This is a genomic window from Streptomyces sp. NPDC001851, assembly GCF_040297165.1.
In the GTDB taxonomy this organism is placed as follows: domain Bacteria; phylum Actinomycetota; class Actinomycetes; order Streptomycetales; family Streptomycetaceae; genus Streptomyces.
In genome coordinates, this window is sequence record NZ_JBEOYR010000012.1 from 238,938 (window position 1) to 261,789 (window position 22,852).

Here is a 22,852-nt window from a genome sequence, read left to right on the forward strand (position 1 = left end):
GGCGCTCACACCTGATGAAGCCAGGCACCGGCGAGCAGCACCGCACCGACGGCGAGCACGGCGGACAACGGGACCGGCCACCAACGCCGCCGTCCGCCGGACAGCGACTGCTCGTTGGCCCGGTCGACGGCGGCCACCCCGCGTAGCACCAGCAGCGCCGCCACCCCGAGTGCCACGGCGCCCGCGGCGTGCACCAGCCAGGCGCCCACCAGCGTGGGCCCGCCCCAGGAGTGCTGGTAGTCGTGGGCGTCGACCACCGGATACAGCAGACCGTTGACCAACCCCTGCCCGGCCAGCAACGCCACCGTCCAGCCGAACAGTCCCAGCGCCATCCCGCACCCGGCCCGCACCACTCCAGGCGACCGGGACCGTCCGAATCCTGCCGCCAGTCTCCGGGCCGAAACGGGAAGAAGGCACACCCCCTTCCGCGCCTCCTCCCACGCGGAGCCCACAAGGCTGCCTGAAACCGCAGCCGGAATGCCCCGTCGCGTCTTATCGCGACGAATGGTTGCCATACGTCGCAAATTAACCAGTGCGTGCAGAGGGGCTCCAGCATGCCCGGGGGTGTGTCCGCATCGCACCGGCATCGCCGGCGGTGTCACCGATCGAGCGACGGATGGGTGGCCTTCTCATACTTGAGAGCTACGCGCCAAAAGCCCTCCTGAGAGCGATGCCTGCCTGGTGCAACGACATCTAACGTCCTTCCTGGTCGCTTGAAACGGGGAAGGAGACCGTTCGTGCTTACAGAACGGCTGAGGCGCTGGGCGACGGTCGCCGTCGCCGGAGCCATCGTCCTGTCGGTCACCGCCGCCGCCCGGTCCGCGGTGCCGGGCACGCCGGCGGCGCCACGGTTACCCGCCCTCCGAGCCGGCACGCTCCATGAGCGGTACGAGGCCAACCACCGGTTCATCACCGAGTCACGGCAGGCGGCACTCCGTATGGGGGACACCGCCCGGGGTGATGCGCTGGCCGGATTCGCGGCGCCGGGGCGGCAGTTCCTCTCCTTCAGCCCCGACGGCGACGGGCTGGCCGTGGAGGTGCTCGGCGATCTCGCCGAGGCCGACCGGATCGCCGTCGTGGTGCCGGGTTCGGACACCACCATCGACACCTTCGACGAACTCGGCACGAAGAGCGCCTCGCTGAACGGCGGAGCCCGTGCACTGTACGCGGAGATGCGCCGCACCGCCCCGCACACCCGGGTGGCCGTGGTCGCCTGGCTCGGCTACCACGCACCCCGAACCATGAGCCGGGACGTCGCCTCGACCGCACGCGCCGCCGTGGGCGGCGACGAACTGCGCGCCTTCCTGGGCCGGTTGCGGTCGGTCAACGCGACCGCCCCCGTCGCCCTGCTGTGTCACTCCTACGGCTCCGTGGTCTGCGGCAGCGCGGTCCGCGGCACGGGCCGCGCGATGCAGGCCGAGCTCTCCGGCATCGCCGTCGTCGGCAGCCCGGGAATGGGCGTACGGTCGGCCGCCGAGCTGCGGACCGCCGTGCCGCTCTGGGCGGCCCGGGGCGCGAGTGACTGGATCACCGACGTCCCCCACGTCGAGGTGAGTGTCCTCGGCCACACCTTCGGCTTCGGCACCGACCCGGTGGCGCCCTCCTTCGGGGCCCGCGGCTTCGCCGCGGGCCCGGGGGGACACAGCGACTACTTCCGCCCGGGCGGCGTCGCCCTGCACAACCTCGCACTCATCGGTCTCGGCCGGGGCGGGCAGGTCTCCCATGGCTGACCTGTCCGCACGGACCGGTGGCCGCCTCCACGCGGCGGTGCTCCGGATCGACGCGGCGACCCCGCCCGACCGGGACCGGGCGATCGACACGCTGCGTGCGCTGGCCGTCCTCGGTGTGGTAATCGGCCACTGGCTGGTGACCGGGGTGGTCCTGCGGGCCAGCGGCCACCTGATGGGGGACAGCCCGCTGAGCCACATGCCCGCCTTCACCCCGGTCTCGTGGATGCTGCAACCGCTCGCCGTCTTCTTCTTCATCGGTGGCCGGGTGGCGGCCCAGGGCTATGCCACGGCACGCTTCCGCGGCGCCGGTTACCGCGAGTGGCTCGGCCGGCGGATGCGCCGGCTGCTCCAGCCGGTGGCCGCGCTGCTCATCGTGTGGACACTGGTGACGATCGGTCTGATCGCCGCCGGCATCGCCCACGAGACCATCCACACCCTGCTCAAACTGGTGCTCTCCCCGCTGTGGTTCATCCTGGTGTTCGCCGCGCTCACCGCCGCCACACCGCTGGTGTACCGCGCGGGGCGCCGACTGGCCCTGTCGGCGGGACTGCTGGTGGCCGTCCTCGACCTGACGTACTTCGCCTCCGGTGAAAGCGACTGGGCCGGAACCCTCCGCTCCGCGAACGTCCTCGCGGGCTGGCTCGTCCCCTACTGCCTCGGCGCCGTCTGGGCGGCCGGGGGCTTCGCCCGCCGCCGCTCCTCGGCAGCGCTGCTCGCGGCCGGACTCATCGGCGCGGCGGGACTGATTCTCTGGGGCGGCTACCCGGCCAGCATGGTGGGGGTACCCGGAGAGCGGATGTCCAACCTCGACCCGCCCAGCCTCGCGGCCCTCGCCTTCGGCTGTGCCCAGTGCGGTGCGGCACTGCTGCTGTGCGGACCGCTCCGCCGTATGACCGGCGGCCACCCGCCCGCGGCCGGGGACGCCATCCGCGAGGAGGGGCGGCGCGAGGAGGGGCGGGCCACCCCCGCGCAGTTCGCCTGGGCGGCCGTCGCGATGCTCAACCTGTCGGCGGTCACGGTGTTCCTCTGGCACCAGACCGCGATGCTGGAGACGACGGTGGTCGTCCTCGGTTTCGACCGGCCGTTCCTCGGGCTGCACACCAGCCCCGACCACCCCGCCTGGGCCTTGGCCCGACTCGGTTGGATCCCCCTGTTCTTCCTCATGCTCGTCGCGCTGTGCGCGGTCTTCCGAGGTCTGGAGAACGCCTCCCGGACCCGACGGGCCCCCAAGGCCTCCCGGACCGCCCGGCCCCAGGCCGGCCCGGCACCCTCCGGGAGCGTCGGGCCGCCCCCCGGCGCCCGTCCCGCGTTGCCGCTCTCCGGTGCGCGGCTCCTGGACCACCACGGGTGACGCCGGACTCCACCAGCCAATCCACGCCCGTTCTCGATCTCGCCCCGGAGGGCTCGTGCACGCCATATCCGTTGAATCACTGTCCGCCCTGTATGCCAAGTACGCGTCCGACCTGGGAGCGGTCAAAGACGCACAGCGGAAGCTCCTCCAGGACCGCGGGAAGACGATGAAGGCCCAGTTGGACGACTACGAGGCCGAGATCACCTACCTGCTGCTGCGCGACTGCCGGCCCGAGGTGGTCGTGGAGATCGGCACCTTCTACGGCTGGTCGACGATGTGGATCCTCAGCGCCCTGCGCGACAACGGGAACGGCCGGCTCCACTCGTACGACATCGTGGACCGGGTGGTCACGAACGTGCCGGAGGAACTGTCCGAGGGCCGCTGGACGTTCACCAAGGGAGATGTCCGGGAGAGCCTCGCGGGCATGCCCGCCGCGACCACCGACTACCTGTTCATCGACGCGGACCACGGTGCGCGCTTCGCCCGCTGGTACATAGAGAACCTGTTCCCCGCGGTCCCCGCCGGAACGCCGACCAGCGTGCACGACGTCTTCCACGGGCGGCGGCCGAAGCCGCTCAGCGAGGGGTCCGTCATCGTCAAGTGGCTGGCCGACAACGGCATCGAGTTCTTCACGCCGTCCCCGGCCAAGGCCCCTGAGGTGCGCGAGCAGTTGGCCGCCGTCAAGCAGGAGCTGGGACTCGGTGAACCGGTGCGCGCCAGCGGCGACAACCCGATGATTTTCTTCACCCTCCCGTAGCCCGTACCCCCGCCGACGGACGGTGGACGAAGGCCGGCTCATCCGGGCCCGAACGCGTTGGTGACCGCCGACAGCGCATGCGTATAGTGATCGGCTGATCATGCATGCGGCTGAGTACGGGGGTCTCGATGACGGGCATGACGGGCTGCGGCGTTCCTTCCGGCAGGCTGAAGCTGACGATCCTCGGGTCTTTATCGGCGACCATCGACGGCAGGTCCGTCGCCATCGGCGGTCCCCGCCAGCGGACCATTCTGGCGATGCTCACGCTGGCCTGGGGACAGGTCGTCTCGGTCGACAGCCTGGTCGACGCCGTGTGGGGCGAGCGGCCGCCGAACACCGCGCGAACCCAGGTGGCCATCTGCATCGGCGGTCTGCGGAAGGCGTTCTCGGCGGCGGGTCTGGACGATACCTTCATCCTCACCGTCCATCCCGGCTACCGGCTGGTCACGGACCTGGGCCGGCTCGATGCCTCCGACTTCACCCGGCTGGTGAAGGAGGCGAGCCATCACACCAAGCGTGGGAACCTGTTGGAAGCATCGAAGCTCTACAAAGAGGCACTGGACGTCTGGCGCGGCCCCGCGCTGGCCGGGGTGGTGGGGCAGCCGATCGCGGACGAGGCCACCCGTCTCGAAGAGCAGCGGCTGGTCGCCTACGAGGCCTGGACGAAGGTGGAACTCGCCCTCGGCCGCCACCACGAGCTGATCCCCGGACTCTCCGCGATGGTGCGCGACAACCCACTCCACGAGCAGTTGCGCTACAGCCTGATGCTCGCCCAGTACCGCGCGGGCCGCAGGGTCGAGGCGGCCGAGGGCTACCGGCTGTGGCGCAGGGCGTTCGTCGACGAACTGGGGCTGGAACCCAGCCCGGCGATCCAGCAGCTCCACCAGGCGATTCTGCGGGACGACCCGACCCTCGCGCTGCCGGGCGGCGGCCGGCCGGCCGAGCTGCGCGTCGTTCCGGCCGAACTCCCCTCCGAAATGGCGGACTTCACGGGCCGGGAGGCCGAACTGGCCGCCCTGGACCAGCTGCTCGACCTGAGCGCCGACGGATCACCGCCCATGACGACCGGCTTCGTGACCGGTGTCGCCGGGGGCGGCAAGACCAGTCTCGCCGTGCACTGGGCGCACCGGGTCGCCAAGGAGTTCCCCGACGGCCAGCTCTACGCCGACTTCTCCGACTACGACTGGAAGGAGGAGTCGGGGACGGTCCATGCGTTGCTCGGGCGGTTCCTGCGTGCCCTGGGCACCCCGGCCGAGCAGATCCCGGAGGACCTGGCCGACCGCATGTCGCTGTACCGCAGCGTGCTGGCCGACCGGCGGGTGCTGGTGGTGCTCGACAACGTCCGGGTACCGGCCCAGGTCACGCAGCTCCTGCCGGGCAGCGGCCGATGCCGGGTGCTGGTGACCAGCCGTGAGCAGCCGAGCCACCCGACGGTCGGCCCGGGCACGCTCCGGATCGACCTCGGTCTGCTGCCTGCCCGCCAGGCCGTGGAGCTGATCGGGAGCATCGCCGGTCCCGACCGGATCGCCGCCGACCCGGCCGCGGTGGACGAACTGTGCCGCCTGTGCGACGGACTGCCCCTGGCGCTGCGGATCGCCGCCGCACGGCTGGCCTCCAAGCCGCACTGGTCCGTCCGGCACCTGGTGCACCGCCTCTCCGACGAACGGCACCGGCTCGACGAACTCAGCACCGGCGGCATCGAGGTGAGGGCCAGCTTCGCGCTGAGCTACCACAGCCTGCCCGAGGACGCCGCGCGCATGTACCGGAGGCTCGGACTGCTCGATGTGCCGGACTTCACCGCCTGGGTCGGCGGAACCCTGCTCGACGTGGGATCGGCCGAGGCCGAGGACCTGATGGAGCAACTGGTCGACGCCCACCTGCTGACGGTGGTCGGCAGCGATGCCACCGGCCGCCTCCGGTACCGCTTCCACGACCTGCTGCGGCTGTACGCCCGGGAGCGCGCGAACTCGGAAGAGCCCGAGACGGAACTGAACGCGGCACGGGACCGGGCGTTGCGCACCTGGCTGACCCTGGCCGAGGAAGCACACCGCCGGGAGTACGGCGGCGACTTCGCGATCATCCACGGAACGACCCCCCGACGCCCCCTGGAACAGCGGCTGACCGACGAACTCCTCGCCACCCCGCTCAGCTGGCTGGAGTCCGAGCGGCTGAACATCGCCGCGCTGATCGTCCAGGCCTGCCAGCTGGGAAGGGACGAACTGGCCTGGGACCTGATGATGTCCAGCGTGGTGCTGTTCGAGACCCGGAACCACTACGAGGACTGGCGGCTGCTCAGCGAGACCTGCCTGCAGGCGACCCGCCGGGCCGGCAACATCAGGGGCGAGGCGGCCATGTGCTTCGAGCTGGGCTCGGTCGACATGTTCCAGCGCCGGTTCGACCAGGCGATGCCGCTCTTCGCCACCGCGCTGCGGCTCTTCGGCGACATCGGTGAGCTGCACGGACGCGCTCTGACGCTGCGCAACATGGCCATCGCGGACCGCGTCAGGGGGGACCTGGTTTCCTCGGCGAGCCGGCTTGCCGAAGCGCGGGAGACGTTCCGGGCGGTCGGCGACTCCTCCTCGGAGGCCCATGCGCTCAGCCAGCTGGCGCAGATCGAGCTGGACAGGGAACGGCCCGACGCCGCCGTACGGCTCTCGCTGCAGGCGGTCCGGATCGCCACCGGTGCCGGCGAGACCCGCGGCATGGCCCAGACGCTGTACCGGCTGGCCGCCTCGTACGCGCAGCTGGGCCGGTTCGGCGCCGCCGAGGAGACCTACCAGCGCGTGCTGCGCACGGTCCGCGCCAAGGGCGACGCCCCGGGCGAGGCACACGCCCTGCTCGGCATCGGGGAGCTGCGCATCGCCGCCGGCCGGCTGGCCGAGGCGGAGACGGCCATCCTCGAATCGATGCCCATCGCCCAACGCATCGGCGACCGCCTGCTGGTCGCCCGGATCGGGCTCGGGCTCGGGCGGTGCTACCAGGGGCTGAACCGTCCGGACCAGGCGCACGAGTACCTGACGGCCGCCCGTGACCTGTTCCGGGAGCTGGGCTCGGTGACGGGGGAGCGGCAGGCCGAGGCCGAGATCGCCGCACTCGTCATCGGCTGGAGTGTTCTGTAACGTCACAGCGGTTCTGCGAACGGCTCGCGATATCCCCTCAATAATGCCTTTCTCTAGCCTGCTCCGCACCAGACAGCAGTACTCGCAGGGTGAACCAAGAACAGCAACGGTCTTGGAGTGGCGGAGAAGCATGGCGGATCGAGGAATCCAGCAGGGAAGTCCGATGCCGTTCGCGAAGTATCCCCCCTATCAGCCCATCGGGCTGACCGGGCGGACCTGGCCGGGCCGGGTGCAGCGTCAGGCGCCGCTGTGGTGCAGTGTCGACCTCCGGGACGGCAACCAGGCGTTGATCGACCCCATGGACGTCGGTCGCAAACGCCGGATGTTCGACCTCCTGGTGGCCATGGGCTTCAAGGAGATCGAGGTCGGCTATCCGACGGCGTCCCGGGACGACCACGACTTCGTCCGCCACCTCATCCAGAGCGACGCGATTCCCGATGACGTCGTCATCCAGGTGATGACACCCATTCGCGGGGATTTCATCGAACGCACGGTGAAATCCCTGGAGGGCGCCCGCCGGGCGGTGCTCCAGATCTTCAATCCGACGTCGGAGATCCAACGCCGGCTGGTGTTCCGCAAGAGCCGCGAGGAGACACTCGCGCTCGCGATGAGCGGAGCGGAGCAGGGACTCCGGCTCCAGGACTCGCTTCCCGGCACGGAGATCTTCCTGCAGTACGCCCCCGAGTCCTTCACCCAGACCGAACCGGACTTCGCGCTGGAGATCTGCAACTCCGTACTGGACTTCTGGGCCCCGCGCGCCCGGCACACCCTGCGGGTCAACCTGCCCGCGACCGTGGAGGTCTTCCCGCCGCACGAGTTCGCCGACCGTATCGAGTACATGAGCCGGCACCTCGCCCACCGGGACCGCACCCTGCTCTCCGTCCACCCGCACAACGACCGCGGCAGCGGGGTCGCCGCCGCCGAGATGGCGGTGCTCGCCGGCGCCGACCGGGTCGAGGGCACGCTCTTCGGCAACGGCGAGCGGACCGGCAACGTATGCCTCGTCACCCTGGCGATGAACCTCTTCTCCCAGGGCGTCGACCCCATGCTGGACCTCACCGACATCGACGCGATCCGGCGGGTCGTCGAGAGCTGCAACCAGATGCCGGTGCACAGCCGGCACCCCTGGGCCGGCGACTTCGTCTACACCTCGTTCGCCGGGGCCCACCAGGACGCCATCGCCAAGGGACTCAAGGCCCGCACCACGGACGCCGACACCTGGGACGTGCCGTATCTGGCCATCGACCCGCGGGACATCGGCCGCGACTACCAGGCGCTGATCCGCATCAACACCCAGTCGGGCAAGGGCGGGATCGCCCATCTGCTGCGCAGCGAGTACGGCATCGAGCTGCCCCGCCGGCTCCAGATCCACTTCGCCGCGGAGATGCAGCAGATGTGCGAGCGCACCGGCGGCGAGATCACCGCCGCGCAGCTGTGGCTCGCCTTCGACGAGCGGTACGTCCGGCCCGGCCGGGCGGACACGGTACGGAAACAGGCCGGGCCGCCCGCGGGCGGCCCGGAGCAGTGGTCGGCCTACGCGGCCGACGTGCTCGCCGCACACGGCGACAAGGCAGTGGTGCAGGAGATCACCGTGCTGGGCGCCGGCGAGGGAGCGGAGGTGGTGACGGCCTTCTGCGAGGTCGACACGGAGACCGGGACCGTGTGGGGCGTCGGCATCGACGAGACCCGGAGTTCCGCCGTGCGCGCGGCCGTGTACGCGGCGGCCGGGCAGGTCCGGCAGGCGGACGCCGACCGGAGCGACAGCCTGCTGGTCCAGGGAAGCGGTGTGCGATGACCCGGCCGGCCACCCTCGCCGACAAGCTCTGGTCCAGCCATGTCGTCTCCGCCGCACCCGGCGACCCGGACCTGCTCTACGTGGACCTGCACCTGACGCACGAGGCCACCTCCCCGCAGGCGTTCGACGGACTGGAACTGGCCGGGCGCACCGTACGGCGTCCCGAGCTGACCCTCGCCCTGGAGGACCACAACGTCCCCACCGACTCACCGGTGATCGAGGACCCGGTCGGCCGCGCCCAGATCGGCGCGCTGCGCCGCAACTGCGAGCGTTTCGGCGTCGAGCTGTACTCGCTCGGACACCAACGCCAGGGCATCGTGCACGTCGTCGGCCCCCAGCTCGGCCTGGTGCAGCCGGGCATGACCGTGGTGTGCGGTGACAGCCACACCTCCACCCACGGCGCGTTCGGCGCGCTGGCCTTCGGCATCGGGACCAGCGACGTGGAGCACGTGATGGCCACCCAGTGCCTGGAGGTCCGGCGGCCGAGGACGATGGCCGTGGAGTTCGACGGCAGCCTGCCGCCGGGCGTGGAGGCGAAGGACCTCGCCCTGGCACTGATCGCCGAGATCGGGGCCAACGGGGCACAGGGGCACATGGTCGAGTACCGCGGCGAGAGCGTCCGGCGGCTCTCCATGGAAGCACGCATGACCCTGTGCAACATGAGCATCGAGGCGGGCGCCCGCGCCGGGCTGGTCGCCCCCGACGAGACGACGTACCGCTATCTGGCCGGCCGCCCGTACGCCCCCTCCGGCGCGGCCTGGGACGAGGCGCTCGCCCACTGGCGGACGCTGCGCACCGACCCCGGAGCCGTCTTCGACCACACCGTGCGGCTCGACGTGTCGCGGCTGACGCCGTTCGTCACCTGGGGCACCAACCCGGGGCAGGCCGTGTCGCTGGGGGACACGGTGCCCGACCCGGAGGACGGGGACAGGTTCACCGGCGCCCAGGAGCGGGCCGCGGCGCGGCGCGCGCTCGCCTACATGGACCTCACGCCCGGCACCCCGCTGCGCGACGTCCCGATCGACGTGGTCTTCCTCGGTTCCTGCACCAACGGCCGGATCGAGGACCTGCGCTCCGCCGCCGAGGTGCTGCGCGGCCGCCGGGTGGCGGACTCCACCCGGATGCTGGTCGTACCGGGCTCCATGCGGGTACGGCAGGAGGCCGAACAGGAGGGACTGCACGAGGTCTTCACCGCGGCCGGAGCCGAGTGGCGGCTCCCCGGTTGCTCGATGTGCCTGGGCATGAACGCCGACCGGCTGGCCGGCGCCCAGCGCTGCGCCTCCACGTCCAACCGCAACTACGAGGGACGGCAGGGCGACCGCACCCGCACCCACCTCGTGTCCCCCCAGGTCGCCGCCGCGACCGCGGTGACCGGACGACTCGCCGCCCCCGCCGACCTCCTGTGAGAGAACTGCCATGCAACCTCTGACCAAGCACACCGGCCGGGCGGTGGCACTGCGCCGCGACGACATCGACACCGACCAGATCGTGCCCGCCGAGTTCTGCAAGCGGATCACCAGGACCGGCTACCAGGACGCCCTGTTCGCGAACTGGCGTGCCGAGGGCGACTTCGTCCTCGACCGCCCGGAACACACCGGGGCCACCGTCCTGCTGGCCGGCCGGAACTTCGGCATCGGCAGCTCCCGCGAGCACGCCGTCTGGGCACTCAGGGACGGCGGCTTCGCGGTCGTGGTGGCGAGCGGGTTCGGCGACATCTTCCGCCGCAACGCCCTGAACAACGGCCTGCTCCCGGTCGACCTGCCGTATCCGCAGGTACGCGAACTGATGGACCTGGCCGACGCCGACCCCGCACTGGAGGTCACCGCCGACCTGGAGGCGTGCCGGCTGTCCTGCGCGGGACGCGACATACCCTTCCGGATCGATCCCCGCGCGCGCCGGCAGCTGCTCGACGGGCACGACGCGATCCAGGCGACCCTGCTGCGCGAAGACCTCATCACCGCCTACGAACAGCGCCGCGCGCCCTGGCTGCCGGTCATCCGCCGCGGGGCCTTCGACCACGCCCCGCTGCTGACCGCGCCGGAGGACCGGCGGTGACCCGCGCCGCGCGACGGGTCCGGCACCTTCCCGGCGGCGGACTGGCCGCGCTGCTCAGCGGCGGACGCACCGACCTGGTGAACCTCGCGGTGGGCACCCCGGCCTACCCGCAGACCCCACCGGAGCTCATCGACCGGGCCTGCGCGGCCCTGCGGTCCGGAGTGAACCAGTACGCGGACCCGGTCGGCGACCCCGCACTGCGGGAACGCCTCGCGGCGTCACTGCCCGGCGCCCCCGACCCGGCAACGGAGATCACGATCACCGTCGGCGGCAGCGAGGGGCTGTGCGTGGCCCTGCTGACGACGGTGGACCCGGGCGACGAGGTCGTCGTCCTGGAACCCTTCTACGAGAATTTCGTCAGCGCCATCGCCATGGCCGGCGGCCGGCCCAGGTTCGTGCGGCTGCGCGAACCGGACTGGACGCTCGACGAGGCCGAACTGGCCGCCGCCTTCTCCTCGCGGACCAAGGCGGTCATCATCAACAGCCCGAGCAACCCGACAGGCACGCTGCTGGACCGCCCGCAGCTGGAACACCTGGCGGACCTGTGCACGAAGTGGGACGTCACCGTCATCTCCGACGAGGTGTACGCCCCCTACGTGTACGACGGCCGTACGCATTGCTCGGCCGCCGCGATCCCGGCGCTGGCCGACCGCAGCATCGTCGTCGGCAGCCTGTCGAAGACCCACACGGTCAGCGGCTGGCGCCTGGGCTACCTGCGGGCCCGGCCGCGGTGGACGAGCCTGCTCAGACAGGTCCATGTGGCCACCACGGCCGGGGCGCCGTCGCCGCTCCAGCGCGCGGCGGCCGAGGCCGGTCTGTTCGGGCCGCCCGCCTGGGACCCGGCGCCCTTGCTGAGCGCGCAGCGCGACCGTACGGTCCGCATGCTCCGGGAAGCGGGCTTCGACTGCGCCTCCCCACCCGGCGGCTGCTACGTCATGGCCGGCATCCGTGGCCTCACCACCGAGGACAGCCCCACCTTCACCCGCGTTCTCGCGGCCGACGCCGGGGTGCTGCTCGCGCCCGGTACCGCCTTCTTCGCGGACCCGGCGCGGGGTGCCGGATATGTGCGGGTGGCCTTCAACCGCCCGCCGCACACCCTTGACCAGGCGGAACAGCGGCTGCGTGACCTCGCGCGCGACCGCACGGCGCACCGGGTGACCCGGCGATAGCCCCCCAATAATGCGCCCCTTTAGCGTCGTTCCGGCCTTGGGAGAGGCACGGCGTCCGCGAAACGGAAGGTAGTTCTCGTGATGGCTAGGCAGGATGGGCGTGGCGGCCGGCGGGGCGTGCTCGCAGCCGGTACACCCCTGCCGAGATGGTCGCAGCACAGTCCGGCGACGGCCCGGACCGCCGACCACCGGGCAGCGCTGTCCCCGGCGACCGTGTCCGCGCTGCGCAGCCGGGCCGACGAGTTGTCGACGACCCTCGACGCGCTCGCGCTCGGCGCGTACGCCAAGGTGCTGGCCGCGCTCACCGGGGACGGCGACGTGACGACCGGCTACCTGCCGCACGGCGCCGCCGAGCCGTCGCCGTGCCGGATCACGGTGACCGACGGCCCCTGGACGGCGCTCCTCGCGCGGGCCGCCGACGCCGCCTCGGACGCCGTACGGCACAGGCCCGCCGGACCCGTCCGGTTCGACACCGTCTTCCTCGCGGGCCGGGCGGCAGGGGAGTCCCCACTGCCCGAGGGCACCGTGCTCACCGTCGCCCTCACGGAACGCAGGGCAGCGGACGGGCAGGACGACGGGCTGGAGCTGGTCCTCACCCATCGCACCGAGGCGGTGGACGAGGCCCAGGCCGGGCGGATCGCGGGCTACCTCCGCGGAGCGCTGGACACGATCGGCCGGGCGCCCGAGACGGACCACACCGACTGGCAGCCGGTCTCCGAGGAGGAGGCCGCCTTCCAGCGCGACGAACTGGCCGGGCCGTACCGGGAACTGCCGGACCGGCGTTTCCACGAACTCTTCGAGGAGCAGGCCCGGCTGCGCCCGTCGGACGTCGCCGCCGTGCACGGCGAGGCCTCGCTCACCTACGACGAGCTGAACCGGCTGGCCAACCGCACGGCCCGGGCGCTGCGCGCGCGCGGAGTACGCGACGAAACGGCCGTCGCGGTGGTCATGGAACGCACCCTGGACTGGCTCGTCGCCGTGCTCGCGGTCTTCAAGGCCGGCGGCGTCTACCTCCCTGTGGAACCACAGCTGCCGGCCGACCGGATCGCGTACATGCTGGCCCGGGCGGACTGCGCCCTCGCCCTCACCGAACGCGCCGGAGCAGCCCGGCCGGCCGGGCTCGAAGGGGCCCTGCGGGGCTCGGCCGGGACCGCCGCCGTCGCCCTGGACACCCTCCTCGCGGAGGAGTGGCCGGACACCGACCCGGGCGTGCCGGTCGCGGCCGGCCAGGGCGCCTACATCTACTTCACCTCCGGATCGACCGGGATGCCCAAGGGCGTCCTGTGCGAACACGCGGGGTTCGTCAACCACCTCCTCGCCAAGATCGACGACCTCGGCATCACCGAGGGCCGGGTGGTGGCGCAGACCGCCCCGCAGTGCTTCGACATCTCCCTGTGGCAACTGGTCGCCGCGCTGGCCGTCGGCGGCCGCACCCTCATCATCGGACAGGACGCCGTCCTGGACGTGGCACGCTTCGCCGAGACCGTCGACCGGGAACGGGTCGAGGTGCTCCAGGTCGTGCCCTCCTACCTGGAGGTCCTGCTCACGGAACTGGACGCGAACCCGCGTGCGCTGCCGGCCCTGCGCTGCGTCTCCGTCACCGGCGAGGCACTGAAGAGGGAGCTGGCGGAGCGCTGGTTCGCCGCCTTTCCCGACGTCGCACTGGTCAACGCGTACGGACTCACCGAGACCTCCGACGACACCAACCACGAGGTCATGAGGCGCCCCCCGCAGGGCGCGTCCGTGCCGCTGGGCAGGCCCATCGGCAACGTGCGGGTGTACCTGGTGGACGAACGGCTGCGGCAGGTGCCGCTCGGCGCGCCCGGCGAGATCGTCTTCTCCGGGGTCTGCGTGGGGCGGGGCTACGTCGGCGACGAGGAGCGCACCCGGGCCGCCTTCCTGCCCGACCCCTACCGGCCGGGGAACCGCCTGTACCGGTCGGGCGACTTCGGCCGCTGGCTGCCGGACGGCCGGCTGGAGTTCTCCGGCCGCCGCGACGCCCAGGTGAAGATACGCGGCTTCCGGATCGAGATCGGCGAGGTGGAGAACCGGCTGCTGGAGGTGGCCGGCGTCCGCGACAGCGCCGTCGTCGTGGTGGGCGAGGGCGAGAACCGGCAGCTGGTCGCGTTCTGCACGGGCCCGGCCTCGCCCGGCGACGTCCTGGCGGCGCTCCACGAGACGCTGCCCGACTACATGGTCCCGCAACGCCTTGAGCACCTGACGGCGCTGCCGCTCACCCCCAACGGCAAGACCGACCGCAAGGCGCTGACCCGGATCGCGGCGGAGACCGGCAGCCCGGATCCCGGGACCGCGCCGCCGCTCACCGCCACCGAGCGCGACCTGGCCAGGCTGTGGACCGAAGTGCTGAAGATCCCGGCCGACCGCATCGGCCGGGACACGGACTTCTTCGCGGCCGGCGGCACCTCACTGACCATGCTGCGGCTGGCGGTGGCGCTCGACGGACTGGTTCCCCCGGCCGAGCTGAAGCGCACCCCGGTCCTCGCGGACCTGGCGACCCTGCTCGACCGCCGCCGCACCACCCCACCCAGGACAGATTCCAGGAAGGCAGCCGAATGACAGCCACAGTCGACGGCGCACCGGACACCGTGCCGGCGCTCCCCGACAGCCGGATCCCCCTGCTCAGCCTGCCCGGTGCGGCCGGCGGGGACCTGCCGGCCGGCACCGTACGGACCCTGCTGGCGCGGCACGGTGCGGTGCTGGTGCGCGGGCTCGGGCTGACCGTCCCGGCCGATCTGGCCGCCGCCGCCCGCGCTCTCGGTGTCGTCGGCGTCCCGGAGCGGGAGGGCTTCACCTCGCGGGGCGACCTGGGCGGGGGCGTGTACACCTCCTCCGAATGGCCCGCCGACGAACCGATGTGCATGCACCACGAGTTGAGCTACGCCGCCGAGGTGCCCGGCATCGCCCTGTTCGGCTGTCTGACCGCGCCCGAGCGCGGCGGGGCCACCGGGGTGGCCGACGCCGAGGCCGTACTGGCGGCGCTGCCCGCCGACGTGGTCGACCGGTTCGAACGCCACGGGTGGCTGCTGACCCGCACCTACCGTGAGGTGGGCATCAGCTGGGCCGAATCCTTCGGCACCGACGATCCCCGGCAGGTCGAGGCGTACTGCCGGGAGCACGCGGTGGAGCACGAGTGGCTGCCCGACGGATCGCTGCGCACCGTGCAGCGCCGGGCAGCGGTGACCGTACACCCGGCGACCGGCCGACGGCTGTGGTTCAACCAGGTGGCGTTCCTCAACCAGTTGACACTGGACCCGACGGTGCGCGAGTACCTGACGGACCTGTACGGCCCGGACTCGCTGCCCTTCGACACGCGCTACGGCGACGGCGAACCCATCCCGGCCGCGGTGATCGAGACCATCAACGCCGCGTACACGGCGGCCACCCTGCGCGAGCCGTGGCAGGCGGGCGACCTCCTCGTCGTCGACAACCTCCGCACGGCACACAGCCGGGAGGCCTACGAGGGCGACCGCCGGGTGGTGACGCTGTTCGGCGACCCGGTGCGCCTCACGGGTCACCTGCTGCCCTAGGCCCCGTCGTCCCGTTCCCGCCCACCCATCGGCCAACCCGCCCCCCCTCGCGACATCGTCACGGAGCCCAGCATGTCCCAGCCGCACGAGGTGCCCGCCTTCGCCGTCGTGCCCGGTGCCCAGGTGCACCGGGTGCTCGACGGCCAGTACAAGGCGGTGGTCGACATCGTCGAGACCGCCTACCGCCTGCACGGCGAGGGAGACACGGTCAACCCGGCCTCCTACTTCCTGCGTTTCCCCGACCGCCCCTCGTCCCGGATCATCGCCCTGCCGGCCTCGATCGGCGGCGAGATCCGGACGGACGGTCTGAAGTGGATCTCCAGCTTCCCGGAGAACGTCGCCGCCGGCATCCCGAGGGCGTCCGCCGTGCTGATCCTCAACGACCAGACCACCGGATACCCCCTCGCCTGCCTGGAAAGCTCCATCATCAGCGCCGCCCGCACCGCCGCCTCCGCCGCCCTCGCGGCCGACCGGATCAGCGCCGCCCGGGGCGGGCGGCCGACCCGGATCGGGTTCTTCGGCGTGGGGCTGATCGCCCGGTACATCCACGACTACCTGGCGGGCACCGGCTGGACCTTCGACAGCATCGGGGTGCACGACCTGTCCGAGACGCACGGGGCCGCGTTCACCGACTACCTGGGCCAGACCGGAGCGACCGGCAGGGTCACCGTGCACGCCACCGCCGAGGATCTGATCCGCTCCTGCGACCTGGTCGTCTTCGCCACCGTCGCGGGCGCCCCGCACGTCACGGACCCCGGCTGGTTCGCCCACAACCCGCTGGTTCTCCATGTGTCGCTGCGGGACCTGGCTCCGGAGGTGGTGCTGGACGCCGTCAACATCGTCGACGACGTGGAGCACTGCCTCAAGGCGGGCACCTCACTGCACCTCGCCGAACAGCGGACGGGCCACCGCCGGTTCGTGCACGGAACCCTGCACTCGGTGCTCACCGGCCGGCTGCGTCCGCCGTCCGACCGCCCCGTGGTGTTCTCCCCGTTCGGCCTCGGCGTGCTCGACCTGGCGGTCGGCCGGCACGTCTACGACACCGTACGGGCGTCCGGTGATCTCGCGGTCGTCGACGGCTTCTTCCACGAGCTGCGCCGCTACGGCTGAGCCGCGGCGCGGCCGACACCACCAACGTCTTCAACGGCGGGAGGTCCACGGTGCCGATCATCTCGGCCCCCTACGAATTCAACGAGGAAGACCTGTACGTCGACCTCGACTCCGTGCTCGGCAGCCCCCTCTACCTCAAGTGCGAGGGGTTCAACTTCACCGGCTCCATCAAGCAGAAGGCAGCCGTGGAGATGGTGGAGGCCGCCGAACGCTCCGGTGCGCTCGCGCCGGGCCGTGTGCTGGTGGAGTCCTCCTCCGGCAACCTCGGGGTCGCCCTCAGCGCCATCGCCGCCAGCAAGGGCTACCGGTTCGTGTGCGTCACCGACTCCCGGTGCAACCTCGCCTCCAAGCGTCTGATGGAGGCGTTCGGCGCCACCGTCCACACGGTGACCGAACCGTTCGTGGACGGCGGCTTCCTCGCGGCCCGGCTGGCCCACGTACGCTCGCTGTGCGACGCGGACGAGCGGTACGTGTGGCTCAACCAGTACACGAACGCCGCCAACTGGCACGCGCACCACCGGTCCACCGCACCCGCCGTCGACCGCGCGTTCCCGCACCTCGACGTGCTGTTCGTCGGAGCCGGTACGACGGGCACGCTGATGGGCTGCGCCCGCTGGTACAAGGCACACCGGCCACGGGTGCGGATAGTGGCGGTGGACAGCGTCGGCTCGGTCGCCTTCGGGAACCCGCCCGCCCCGCGCATGATCCCCGGTCTCGGGTCCGGAGTCCGCCCGCCGCTGCTGGACGAGACGTTCGTCGACGACGTGGTGCTGGTGCCCGAGCCGGCCACCGTGCAGACCTGCCGGCGTCTGGCGGCGCACGGATTCCTCTTCGGCGGTTCCACCGGGACGGTGGTCAGCGGTGCCGCACGCTGGCTCGCCGAACACGGGGGCGGCGAGCGCCTGACCGCCGTCGCCATCTCACCGGACCTGGGCGAGCGCTACCTCGACACCGTCTACCACGACAACTGGGTGCAGGGCGTCTACGGCGCCGGGGCGCTCGCCCCCGAGCACCCGCCGATGGTCCTGCCGCTGCCGCAGGGCAGCTGACGCCGCGACCACACCGAACCCGAGCAGTGAAGAGAGAGGCACGACGATGACCAACCCCTTCGAGGACACCGAGGGCCGCTACCTGGCCCTGGTCAACGACGAGGGCCAGTACTCCCTGTGGCCGGCCTTCGCCGAGGTCCCGGCCGGCTGGAGCGTCGCCCTGGGCGACTCCAGCCGCGCGGAGGCCCTTGAGTACATCAACGACCAGTGGACCGACATGCGTCCGCTGAGCCTGGTCCGTGCGATGAACGGTGAGGGCTGATCACGGTGTCGGTGGCTCTGGAGACCGGCGCCCGGGTGCCGGTCGCGACACTCCGCCATGACGATGCCCTGCTCACCGAACTGGTCGCGCGCCGCCTGGTCACCGCACCGGGCGGACGGGTGGACGACGAGGACTGGGTCGCCGCCGCCCGCGCGAGCTGGTCCCGGCTGCCCGCCGGGCTGCGCGGTGCCCTGCACGACTTCCGCAGGGACTCCGGGCCCACCGGAGCGCTGCTGGTGCGCGGGCTGCCGGTCGACGAGGGCACGCTGCCGGACACACCCGCCGTCGCCACGTCCGTACAGCGGGAACCGACCGTCGCGGCCGCGATCCTGACGATGATCGCCTGCGGCCTCGGCGACCCCGCCGCGTTCCGGGCGGAGAAGGGCGGTGCCCTCGTCCAGGACGTCGTGCCGGTGCCGGGCCGGGAGGAGTTCCAGGGCAACGCCGGCTCGGTGCTGCTCACCTTCCACAACGAGAACGCCTTCCACCCGCACCGCCCCGACTTCGTGATGCTGCTCTGCCTGCGCGCCGACCACGACGGAGTCGCCGGACTGCGCACGGCGGGGATCCGGGAGGCGCTGCCCCTGCTGGACGAGGAGACCGTAGACGCGTTGCGTGCCCCGGAGTTCGTCACCGCACCGCCGCCGTCCTTCGGCGCGGCGGACGCGGACGCCTCGCCCGCACCGCACCCGGTGATCTCCGGTGCCCCGGAGGACCCGGACCTGCGCGTCGACATGGCGGCCACCGAGCCGCTCACGCCGAGGGCCCGGCGGGCGCTGGCGGAGCTGAACACGGTGTTCGAGCGGATCGCGCAGAACACCGTACTCCTCCCCGGCGACCTGGCCCTGGTCGACAACCGGGTCACGACGCACGGCCGCAGCGCCTTCCGGCCGAGGTACGACGGCCGGGACCGGTGGCTCCAGCGCACGTTCGTCCTCGCCGACCTGCGCCGCTCGCGCGCCGGCCGGCCCGGGGACGGCTACGTCATCGACTAGGGCCGCCCTGCGGCATGTGGAAGGACCCCATGACCCCTGCCATCCGGACCGAGGGCCTGGAGAAGAGTTTCGACGGCGTCCCGGCGGTCAGAGGTGTCGACCTGGAGGTGGACGCCGGGACCGTGCTGGGACTGCTCGGCCCGAACGGTGCCGGAAAGACCACACTCGTACGCATGCTGGCCACCCTGGTCAGACCGGACGGCGGACGGGCCCTGGTGCACGGGTACGACCTGGTGCGCCAGGCCGGCCAGGTGCGCCGGCTGATCGGGCTCACCGGACAGTACGCCTCGGTGGACGAGGACCTGCCGGGGCGGGAGAACCTGTATGTGATCGCCCGGCTCTTCGGCTACTCCCGCCGCGGCGCCCGGTCCAGAGCGGACGAGATGCTGGAACGGTTCGGCCTGACCGAGCCCGGCGGGCGGGCGGTGGGCACCTACTCCGGTGGCATGCGGCGGCGCCTGGACCTGGCCGCCAGCCTCGTCGGGGAGCCACGGGTGCTCTTCCTCGACGAACCCACCACCGGTCTCGACCCGCACAGCCGCAACAGCCTCTGGGCGGAGGTGCGGCGGCTGGCCGACGCGGGCACCAGCGTGCTGCTCACCACGCAGTACATGGAGGAGGCCGAGGCGCTCGCCGACTCCATCGTGGTGATCGACCGGGGCCGGGTGGTCGACTCCGGGACCAGCGCCGAACTACGGGAGCGCATCGGCGGTCAGGTGCTGCGCGTCCGGCCGGAGCAGCCGTTCGGGCCGGACGCGATGGCGCGGGTCCTGGCCGCGGCGGGCCACGCGGTCACCGTCGACGAGGCGTCGGGCTGTCTCTGCCTTCCGCTGTCCGGCGGCGACGGCGGCGAACTCACCTCGCTGTTGCGGGCCCTCGGTGAGACCGGTGTCCCGATCGGCTCCGTGGACACCTATGTACCCAGCCTCGACGAGGTGTTCCTCGTGCTCACCGGCTCCGGAGGGCCGGAGCACCGGGAACCGGCGGCGGCCGCTTCACCCGCGACAGGGAGTGCGATGTGAGTACGGTTCGTGTGCCGGCCGGCGTGCCGGGTGTCCCGCAGCCGGCCCCGGGGACGGCACGGGAGGTACTCCGCCACACACTGGTGCTCACCCGCCGCAACCTGCGCAGGTCGGTGGCGAGCCCCGGCCAGATCATCGACGCGACCCTGATGCCGGTGGCCCTCGCGGTGATCTTCCTCTACGTCTTCGGCGGTGCCATCGCCGGCGACAGCGCGCAGTACCGCCAGTACCTGATGCCCGGCATCATGGCGCTGACCATCACCATCACCTGCCGGACCGCGGGCATCGCCCTCCACGAGGACTTCGCCTCCGGTGTGATGGACCGCTACCGGTCGATGCCGGTGGCCCGCTCCGCGGCGCTGGCCGCCCGCATCCTCGCGGACACGGTCCGGATGCTCGCCAGCCAGCTGGTGATGCTGGCCTTCGGTGTGCTGATCGGGTTCCGGGTGCACACCGGGGTGCTCGCCACTGTGGCGGCGGTCGGTGTCGTACTGCTCTACGGTATGGCGCTGTGCTGCCTCCAGGCGTTCATCGGCCTGACCGCGCGCGGCATCGAGACCGTCCAGAGCGTGAGCACCCTGGCCATGGTGCCCTTCCAGTACGGCAGTTCCATCTTCGTGGCGCCGGACACCATGCCGGGCTGGCTGCGGCTGTTCGTCGAGAACAACCCCATGACCTCGGTCGTGGACACGGCCCGCGCCCTGCTGACCGGCGGGCCCGTCGGTTCCTCCGCGGCCCTCGCCGTCGCCTGGAGCCTCGGCCTGATCGCGGTCTTCGCGCCGCTGAGCGTCTGGAAGTACCGCACCCACCGGTGAGTGCGGCAGACGGTCAGTCGCCCGCGACCACCAGCCCCGACTCGAACGCGAACACGGCGGCCTGGGTCCGGTCGCGCAGCCCCAGCTTCACCAGGATCCGGCTGACGTGCGACTTCACCGTGTGCTCCGCGATGGCGAGGTGGGCGGCGAGTTCGGCGTTGGAGTAGCCCTGGGCGATCAGGCACAGCACCTCCGTCTCCCGCTCCGTCAGGTCCGCGATCCGCTTGCGGCGCGGGGCGCGGGGCGCGCTGCCCAGCCGCGAGAACTCCTCGATCAGCCGCTTGGTCACGGTCGGGGCGAGCAGGGCCCCGCCGGAGGACACGGTACGGATGGCATCGGCCAGTTGGTGTGCCGAGGAGTCCTTGAGGAGGAAGCCGCTGGCGCCGGCGCGCAGGGCCTCGTACACGTACTCGTCCAGATCGAAGGTGGTGAGCACGACGATCTTGGTGTCCAGGCCCTGCTCCGTGATCCGGCGGGTGGCCTCCAGACCGTCGAGCACCGGCATCCTGATGTCCATCAGCATCACGTCCGGACGCAGTTCGGCGGCCTTGCGGACGGCGTCCTCACCGTTCAGCGCCTGACCGACCACCTCGATGTCGGGCTGGGCGTTGAGCACGATCGAGAAGCTCTCTCGGATCATCGTCTGATCGTCCGCGATCACGACCCGGATCGTCACGTGGTCTCGCCCCCGTCCTCGTCGATCGGCAACGAGGCGGTCACCTCGTACCAGCCGCCCGGGCCCGGTCCGGCCCGCAGGGTCCCGCCGAGGATGGCCGCCCGTTCGCGCATGCCCACCAGACCGTGCCCGGTTCCGTCCTGCGGCTTGACCGCACCCGCCACCGGACTGTTGGCCACCACCACGCCGACCTCTGCCCGGCCGTAGCTTAGCTCAACCCTGACCTGCGACCCCGGAGCGTGACGCACTGCGTTGCTCAGCGCCTCCTGGACGATCCGGAACGCCGACAGTTCGACGCGCTGCGGCAGCGGCCGGGGAGTGCCGGACACGTCCGTCTCGACCCGGAGCCCCGCCGCGCGGACGTTCGCGACCAGTTCGTCGAGGTTCTCCAGAGTGGGCTGGGGCGTGTACCGGCCGTCCCCGTTCTGGTCCACCGAGCGGAGCATGCCGAGGATGTGCCGCAGCTCCGTGAGGGCCGCCACCGCGTTCTCCCGGATGCGCGCGAAGCTGTCCGTCAGCTCGTGCGGGGGATCGGCGACCCGGTAGGGGGCGGCCTCGGCCTGGACGGCGACGAGCGACATGTGGTGGGCGACGACATCGTGCAGTTCCCGGGCGATCCGGGTGCGTTCTTCCAGCAGTGTGCGCCGGGACCGTTCGATCTCGGTCAGGTTCTCCTGCCGCCGCAGCTTCCGCTGCGCCTCCCGGCGACCGCGCACCGCGGCCAGCAACGCCAGTCCGACAGCGGACAGCGCCGCCACGGCGGGGAAGGTGGTGTCGGTGAGCGGGGGCTGCAGCCACGCGGTCAGCAGGCTTCCGGTCAGCAGCGTGATGAGCCACTGCGACGTGTACACCACCGGCTCGGCCCACCCCGCCACCAGCAGCGTGACCGTCAGATGCGCCAGCATCCCCGGCTCCGTCCACGGCCAGGGTGTCCCCGGCTGCAGGGTCACGGATCCCACACCCGTGAGGAGGGCGTACGGCAGCGCCGACAGCAGGGAGAGCCACCAGGCGGCCACCGGCCGGACCAGAGCCAGGGGAACCGGCAGCGCCTGGGCGAGGGCCAGGGCCGCGCAGACCGACAGCGGCAGCCGCAGACGGTCGGTGAGCAACCAGGCTCCGGTGCCCGCGACATAGGCCGCCAGCAGCAACGCGCCGATCAGCGGCAGCCGGCGCAACAGCGGGTTGCGGAAGCGGGACAGGTGCGGCATAGGCCGGCGGGCGGAAAGACCGAACACGCCCTGACCCAGGGGCCGTAACGCGGCGGAAAGGTCATGTCGTGCGCGGTCGGGCCTGGTTGTCACCAGCACATGATAGGTGTTCTCGCCATTCCCGTATTACGGCCCTCTGAAAACGCATCGATAACGCATCGAAGTCCGGCCCGGCTATTTTCCGCAGCGGT

At 71.9% G+C, this 22,852-nt stretch carries 19 protein-coding genes; 16 read left to right on the plus strand and 3 right to left on the minus strand.

Annotated features, from left to right (window positions below):
• Nucleotides 1-5: 5 nt before the first annotated feature.
• Nucleotides 6-332 carry a hypothetical protein gene (locus ABT171_RS20045; protein ID WP_351245542.1) on the minus strand — a complete coding sequence of 109 codons (327 nt, stop codon included), beginning with the start codon at nucleotides 330-332 and terminating at the stop codon, nucleotides 6-8.
• A gap of 405 nt (nucleotides 333-737) precedes the next feature.
• On the opposite strand from ABT171_RS20045, the gene ABT171_RS20050 reads away from it, so the two are divergent.
• The 16 genes from ABT171_RS20050 (at nucleotide 738) to ABT171_RS20125 (ending at nucleotide 20,777) form a co-directional block, all read left to right on the plus strand.
• On the plus strand, nucleotides 738-1,730 hold the full coding sequence (locus tag ABT171_RS20050) for an alpha/beta hydrolase (protein WP_351245544.1): 993 nt from the start codon (nucleotides 738-740) through the stop codon (nucleotides 1,728-1,730).
• Complete coding sequence (locus tag ABT171_RS20055) at nucleotides 1,723-3,081, plus strand: acyltransferase family protein (RefSeq protein WP_351245546.1); 1,359 nt, start codon at nucleotides 1,723-1,725, stop codon at nucleotides 3,079-3,081. Before ABT171_RS20050 ends, ABT171_RS20055 begins: the two co-directional genes overlap by 8 nt.
• Before the next feature lie 55 nt (nucleotides 3,082-3,136).
• Nucleotides 3,137-3,838 (plus strand): class I SAM-dependent methyltransferase, encoded by a 702-nt coding sequence (locus tag ABT171_RS20060; RefSeq protein WP_351245548.1) that lies wholly within the window; start codon nucleotides 3,137-3,139, stop codon nucleotides 3,836-3,838.
• A gap of 128 nt (nucleotides 3,839-3,966) precedes the next feature.
• Nucleotides 3,967-6,957, plus strand: coding sequence for an AfsR/SARP family transcriptional regulator (locus ABT171_RS20065; RefSeq protein ID WP_351245550.1), 2,991 nt, complete (start codon nucleotides 3,967-3,969; stop codon nucleotides 6,955-6,957).
• Between the two features lie 163 nt (nucleotides 6,958-7,120).
• Nucleotides 7,121-8,752, plus strand: a complete 1,632-nt coding sequence (locus ABT171_RS20070) for a 2-isopropylmalate synthase (RefSeq protein WP_351245552.1) — start codon at nucleotides 7,121-7,123, stop codon at nucleotides 8,750-8,752.
• Nucleotides 8,749-10,158, plus strand: coding sequence for a 3-isopropylmalate dehydratase large subunit (leuC, locus tag ABT171_RS20075; protein WP_351245554.1), 1,410 nt, complete (start codon nucleotides 8,749-8,751; stop codon nucleotides 10,156-10,158). The genes ABT171_RS20070 and leuC overlap by 4 nt, the downstream gene beginning before the upstream one ends.
• 10 nt (nucleotides 10,159-10,168) lie before the next feature.
• Nucleotides 10,169-10,807, plus strand: coding sequence for a 3-isopropylmalate dehydratase small subunit (gene leuD, locus ABT171_RS20080; protein ID WP_351245556.1), 639 nt, complete (start codon nucleotides 10,169-10,171; stop codon nucleotides 10,805-10,807).
• The gene (locus ABT171_RS20085; RefSeq protein ID WP_351245558.1) at nucleotides 10,804-11,976 is read left to right on the plus strand and encodes a pyridoxal phosphate-dependent aminotransferase; all 1,173 of its coding nucleotides are present in this window, start codon (nucleotides 10,804-10,806) and stop codon (nucleotides 11,974-11,976) included. The genes leuD and ABT171_RS20085 overlap by 4 nt, the downstream gene beginning before the upstream one ends.
• An 81-nt stretch (nucleotides 11,977-12,057) precedes the next feature.
• Nucleotides 12,058-14,553 (plus strand): non-ribosomal peptide synthetase, encoded by a 2,496-nt coding sequence (locus tag ABT171_RS20090; protein WP_351245560.1) that lies wholly within the window; start codon nucleotides 12,058-12,060, stop codon nucleotides 14,551-14,553.
• Nucleotides 14,550-15,524, plus strand: a complete 975-nt coding sequence (locus ABT171_RS20095) for a TauD/TfdA family dioxygenase (RefSeq protein WP_351245562.1) — start codon at nucleotides 14,550-14,552, stop codon at nucleotides 15,522-15,524. Before ABT171_RS20090 ends, ABT171_RS20095 begins: the two co-directional genes overlap by 4 nt.
• Before the next feature lie 72 nt (nucleotides 15,525-15,596).
• On the plus strand, nucleotides 15,597-16,634 hold the full coding sequence (sbnB, locus tag ABT171_RS20100) for a 2,3-diaminopropionate biosynthesis protein SbnB (protein WP_351245564.1): 1,038 nt from the start codon (nucleotides 15,597-15,599) through the stop codon (nucleotides 16,632-16,634).
• Nucleotides 16,635-16,684: 50 nt separating this feature from the next.
• Nucleotides 16,685-17,683 (plus strand): 2,3-diaminopropionate biosynthesis protein SbnA, encoded by a 999-nt coding sequence (sbnA, locus tag ABT171_RS20105; protein WP_351245566.1) that lies wholly within the window; start codon nucleotides 16,685-16,687, stop codon nucleotides 17,681-17,683.
• A 46-nt stretch (nucleotides 17,684-17,729) separates the two neighbouring features.
• On the plus strand, nucleotides 17,730-17,945 hold the full coding sequence (locus ABT171_RS20110; RefSeq protein ID WP_351245568.1) for an MbtH family protein: 216 nt from the start codon (nucleotides 17,730-17,732) through the stop codon (nucleotides 17,943-17,945).
• Nucleotides 17,946-17,950: 5 nt separating this feature from the next.
• Nucleotides 17,951-18,940, plus strand: coding sequence for a TauD/TfdA family dioxygenase (locus ABT171_RS20115; RefSeq protein ID WP_351245570.1), 990 nt, complete (start codon nucleotides 17,951-17,953; stop codon nucleotides 18,938-18,940).
• A 29-nt stretch (nucleotides 18,941-18,969) separates the two neighbouring features.
• Nucleotides 18,970-19,962: an ATP-binding cassette domain-containing protein gene (locus ABT171_RS20120; protein WP_351245572.1), complete on the plus strand. Its 993-nt coding sequence runs from the start codon at nucleotides 18,970-18,972 to the stop codon at nucleotides 19,960-19,962.
• On the plus strand, nucleotides 19,959-20,777 hold the full coding sequence (locus tag ABT171_RS20125; protein ID WP_351245573.1) for an ABC transporter permease: 819 nt from the start codon (nucleotides 19,959-19,961) through the stop codon (nucleotides 20,775-20,777). The genes ABT171_RS20120 and ABT171_RS20125 overlap by 4 nt, the downstream gene beginning before the upstream one ends.
• 13 nt (nucleotides 20,778-20,790) lie before the next feature.
• Here ABT171_RS20125 and ABT171_RS20130 read toward each other — a convergent pair whose 3' ends face one another.
• Together ABT171_RS20130 and ABT171_RS20135 are read right to left on the minus strand one after the other, a co-directional pair.
• A complete protein-coding gene (locus tag ABT171_RS20130) occupies nucleotides 20,791-21,453 on the minus strand; it encodes a response regulator (RefSeq protein WP_351245575.1) in 663 nt (220 codons plus the stop codon).
• On the minus strand, nucleotides 21,450-22,754 hold the full coding sequence (locus ABT171_RS20135) for a sensor histidine kinase (protein WP_351245577.1): 1,305 nt from the start codon (nucleotides 22,752-22,754) through the stop codon (nucleotides 21,450-21,452). Before ABT171_RS20135 ends, ABT171_RS20130 begins: the two co-directional genes overlap by 4 nt.
• Between the last annotated feature and the right edge of the window lie 98 nt (nucleotides 22,755-22,852).

Excerpts from the sequence above, each read along its gene's own strand:
- ABT171_RS20045 (WP_351245542.1), bottom strand. The coding sequence starts at position 332 with ATGGCGCTGGGACTGTTCGGCTGGACGGTGGCGTTGCTGGCCGGGCAG.
- ABT171_RS20055 (WP_351245546.1), top strand. The coding sequence starts at position 1,723 with ATGGCTGACCTGTCCGCACGGACCGGTGGCCGCCTCCACGCGGCGGTG.
- ABT171_RS20065 (WP_351245550.1), top strand. The coding sequence starts at position 3,967 with ATGACGGGCATGACGGGCTGCGGCGTTCCTTCCGGCAGGCTGAAGCTG.
- ABT171_RS20070 (WP_351245552.1), top strand. The coding sequence starts at position 7,121 with ATGCCGTTCGCGAAGTATCCCCCCTATCAGCCCATCGGGCTGACCGGG.
- leuC (WP_351245554.1), top strand. The coding sequence starts at position 8,749 with ATGACCCGGCCGGCCACCCTCGCCGACAAGCTCTGGTCCAGCCATGTC.
- leuD (WP_351245556.1), top strand. The coding sequence starts at position 10,169 with ATGCAACCTCTGACCAAGCACACCGGCCGGGCGGTGGCACTGCGCCGC.
- ABT171_RS20090 (WP_351245560.1), top strand. The coding sequence starts at position 12,058 with ATGGCTAGGCAGGATGGGCGTGGCGGCCGGCGGGGCGTGCTCGCAGCC.
- ABT171_RS20095 (WP_351245562.1), top strand. The coding sequence starts at position 14,550 with ATGACAGCCACAGTCGACGGCGCACCGGACACCGTGCCGGCGCTCCCC.
- sbnB (WP_351245564.1), top strand. The coding sequence starts at position 15,597 with ATGTCCCAGCCGCACGAGGTGCCCGCCTTCGCCGTCGTGCCCGGTGCC.
- ABT171_RS20110 (WP_351245568.1), top strand. The coding sequence starts at position 17,730 with ATGACCAACCCCTTCGAGGACACCGAGGGCCGCTACCTGGCCCTGGTC.
- ABT171_RS20120 (WP_351245572.1), top strand. The coding sequence starts at position 18,970 with ATGACCCCTGCCATCCGGACCGAGGGCCTGGAGAAGAGTTTCGACGGC.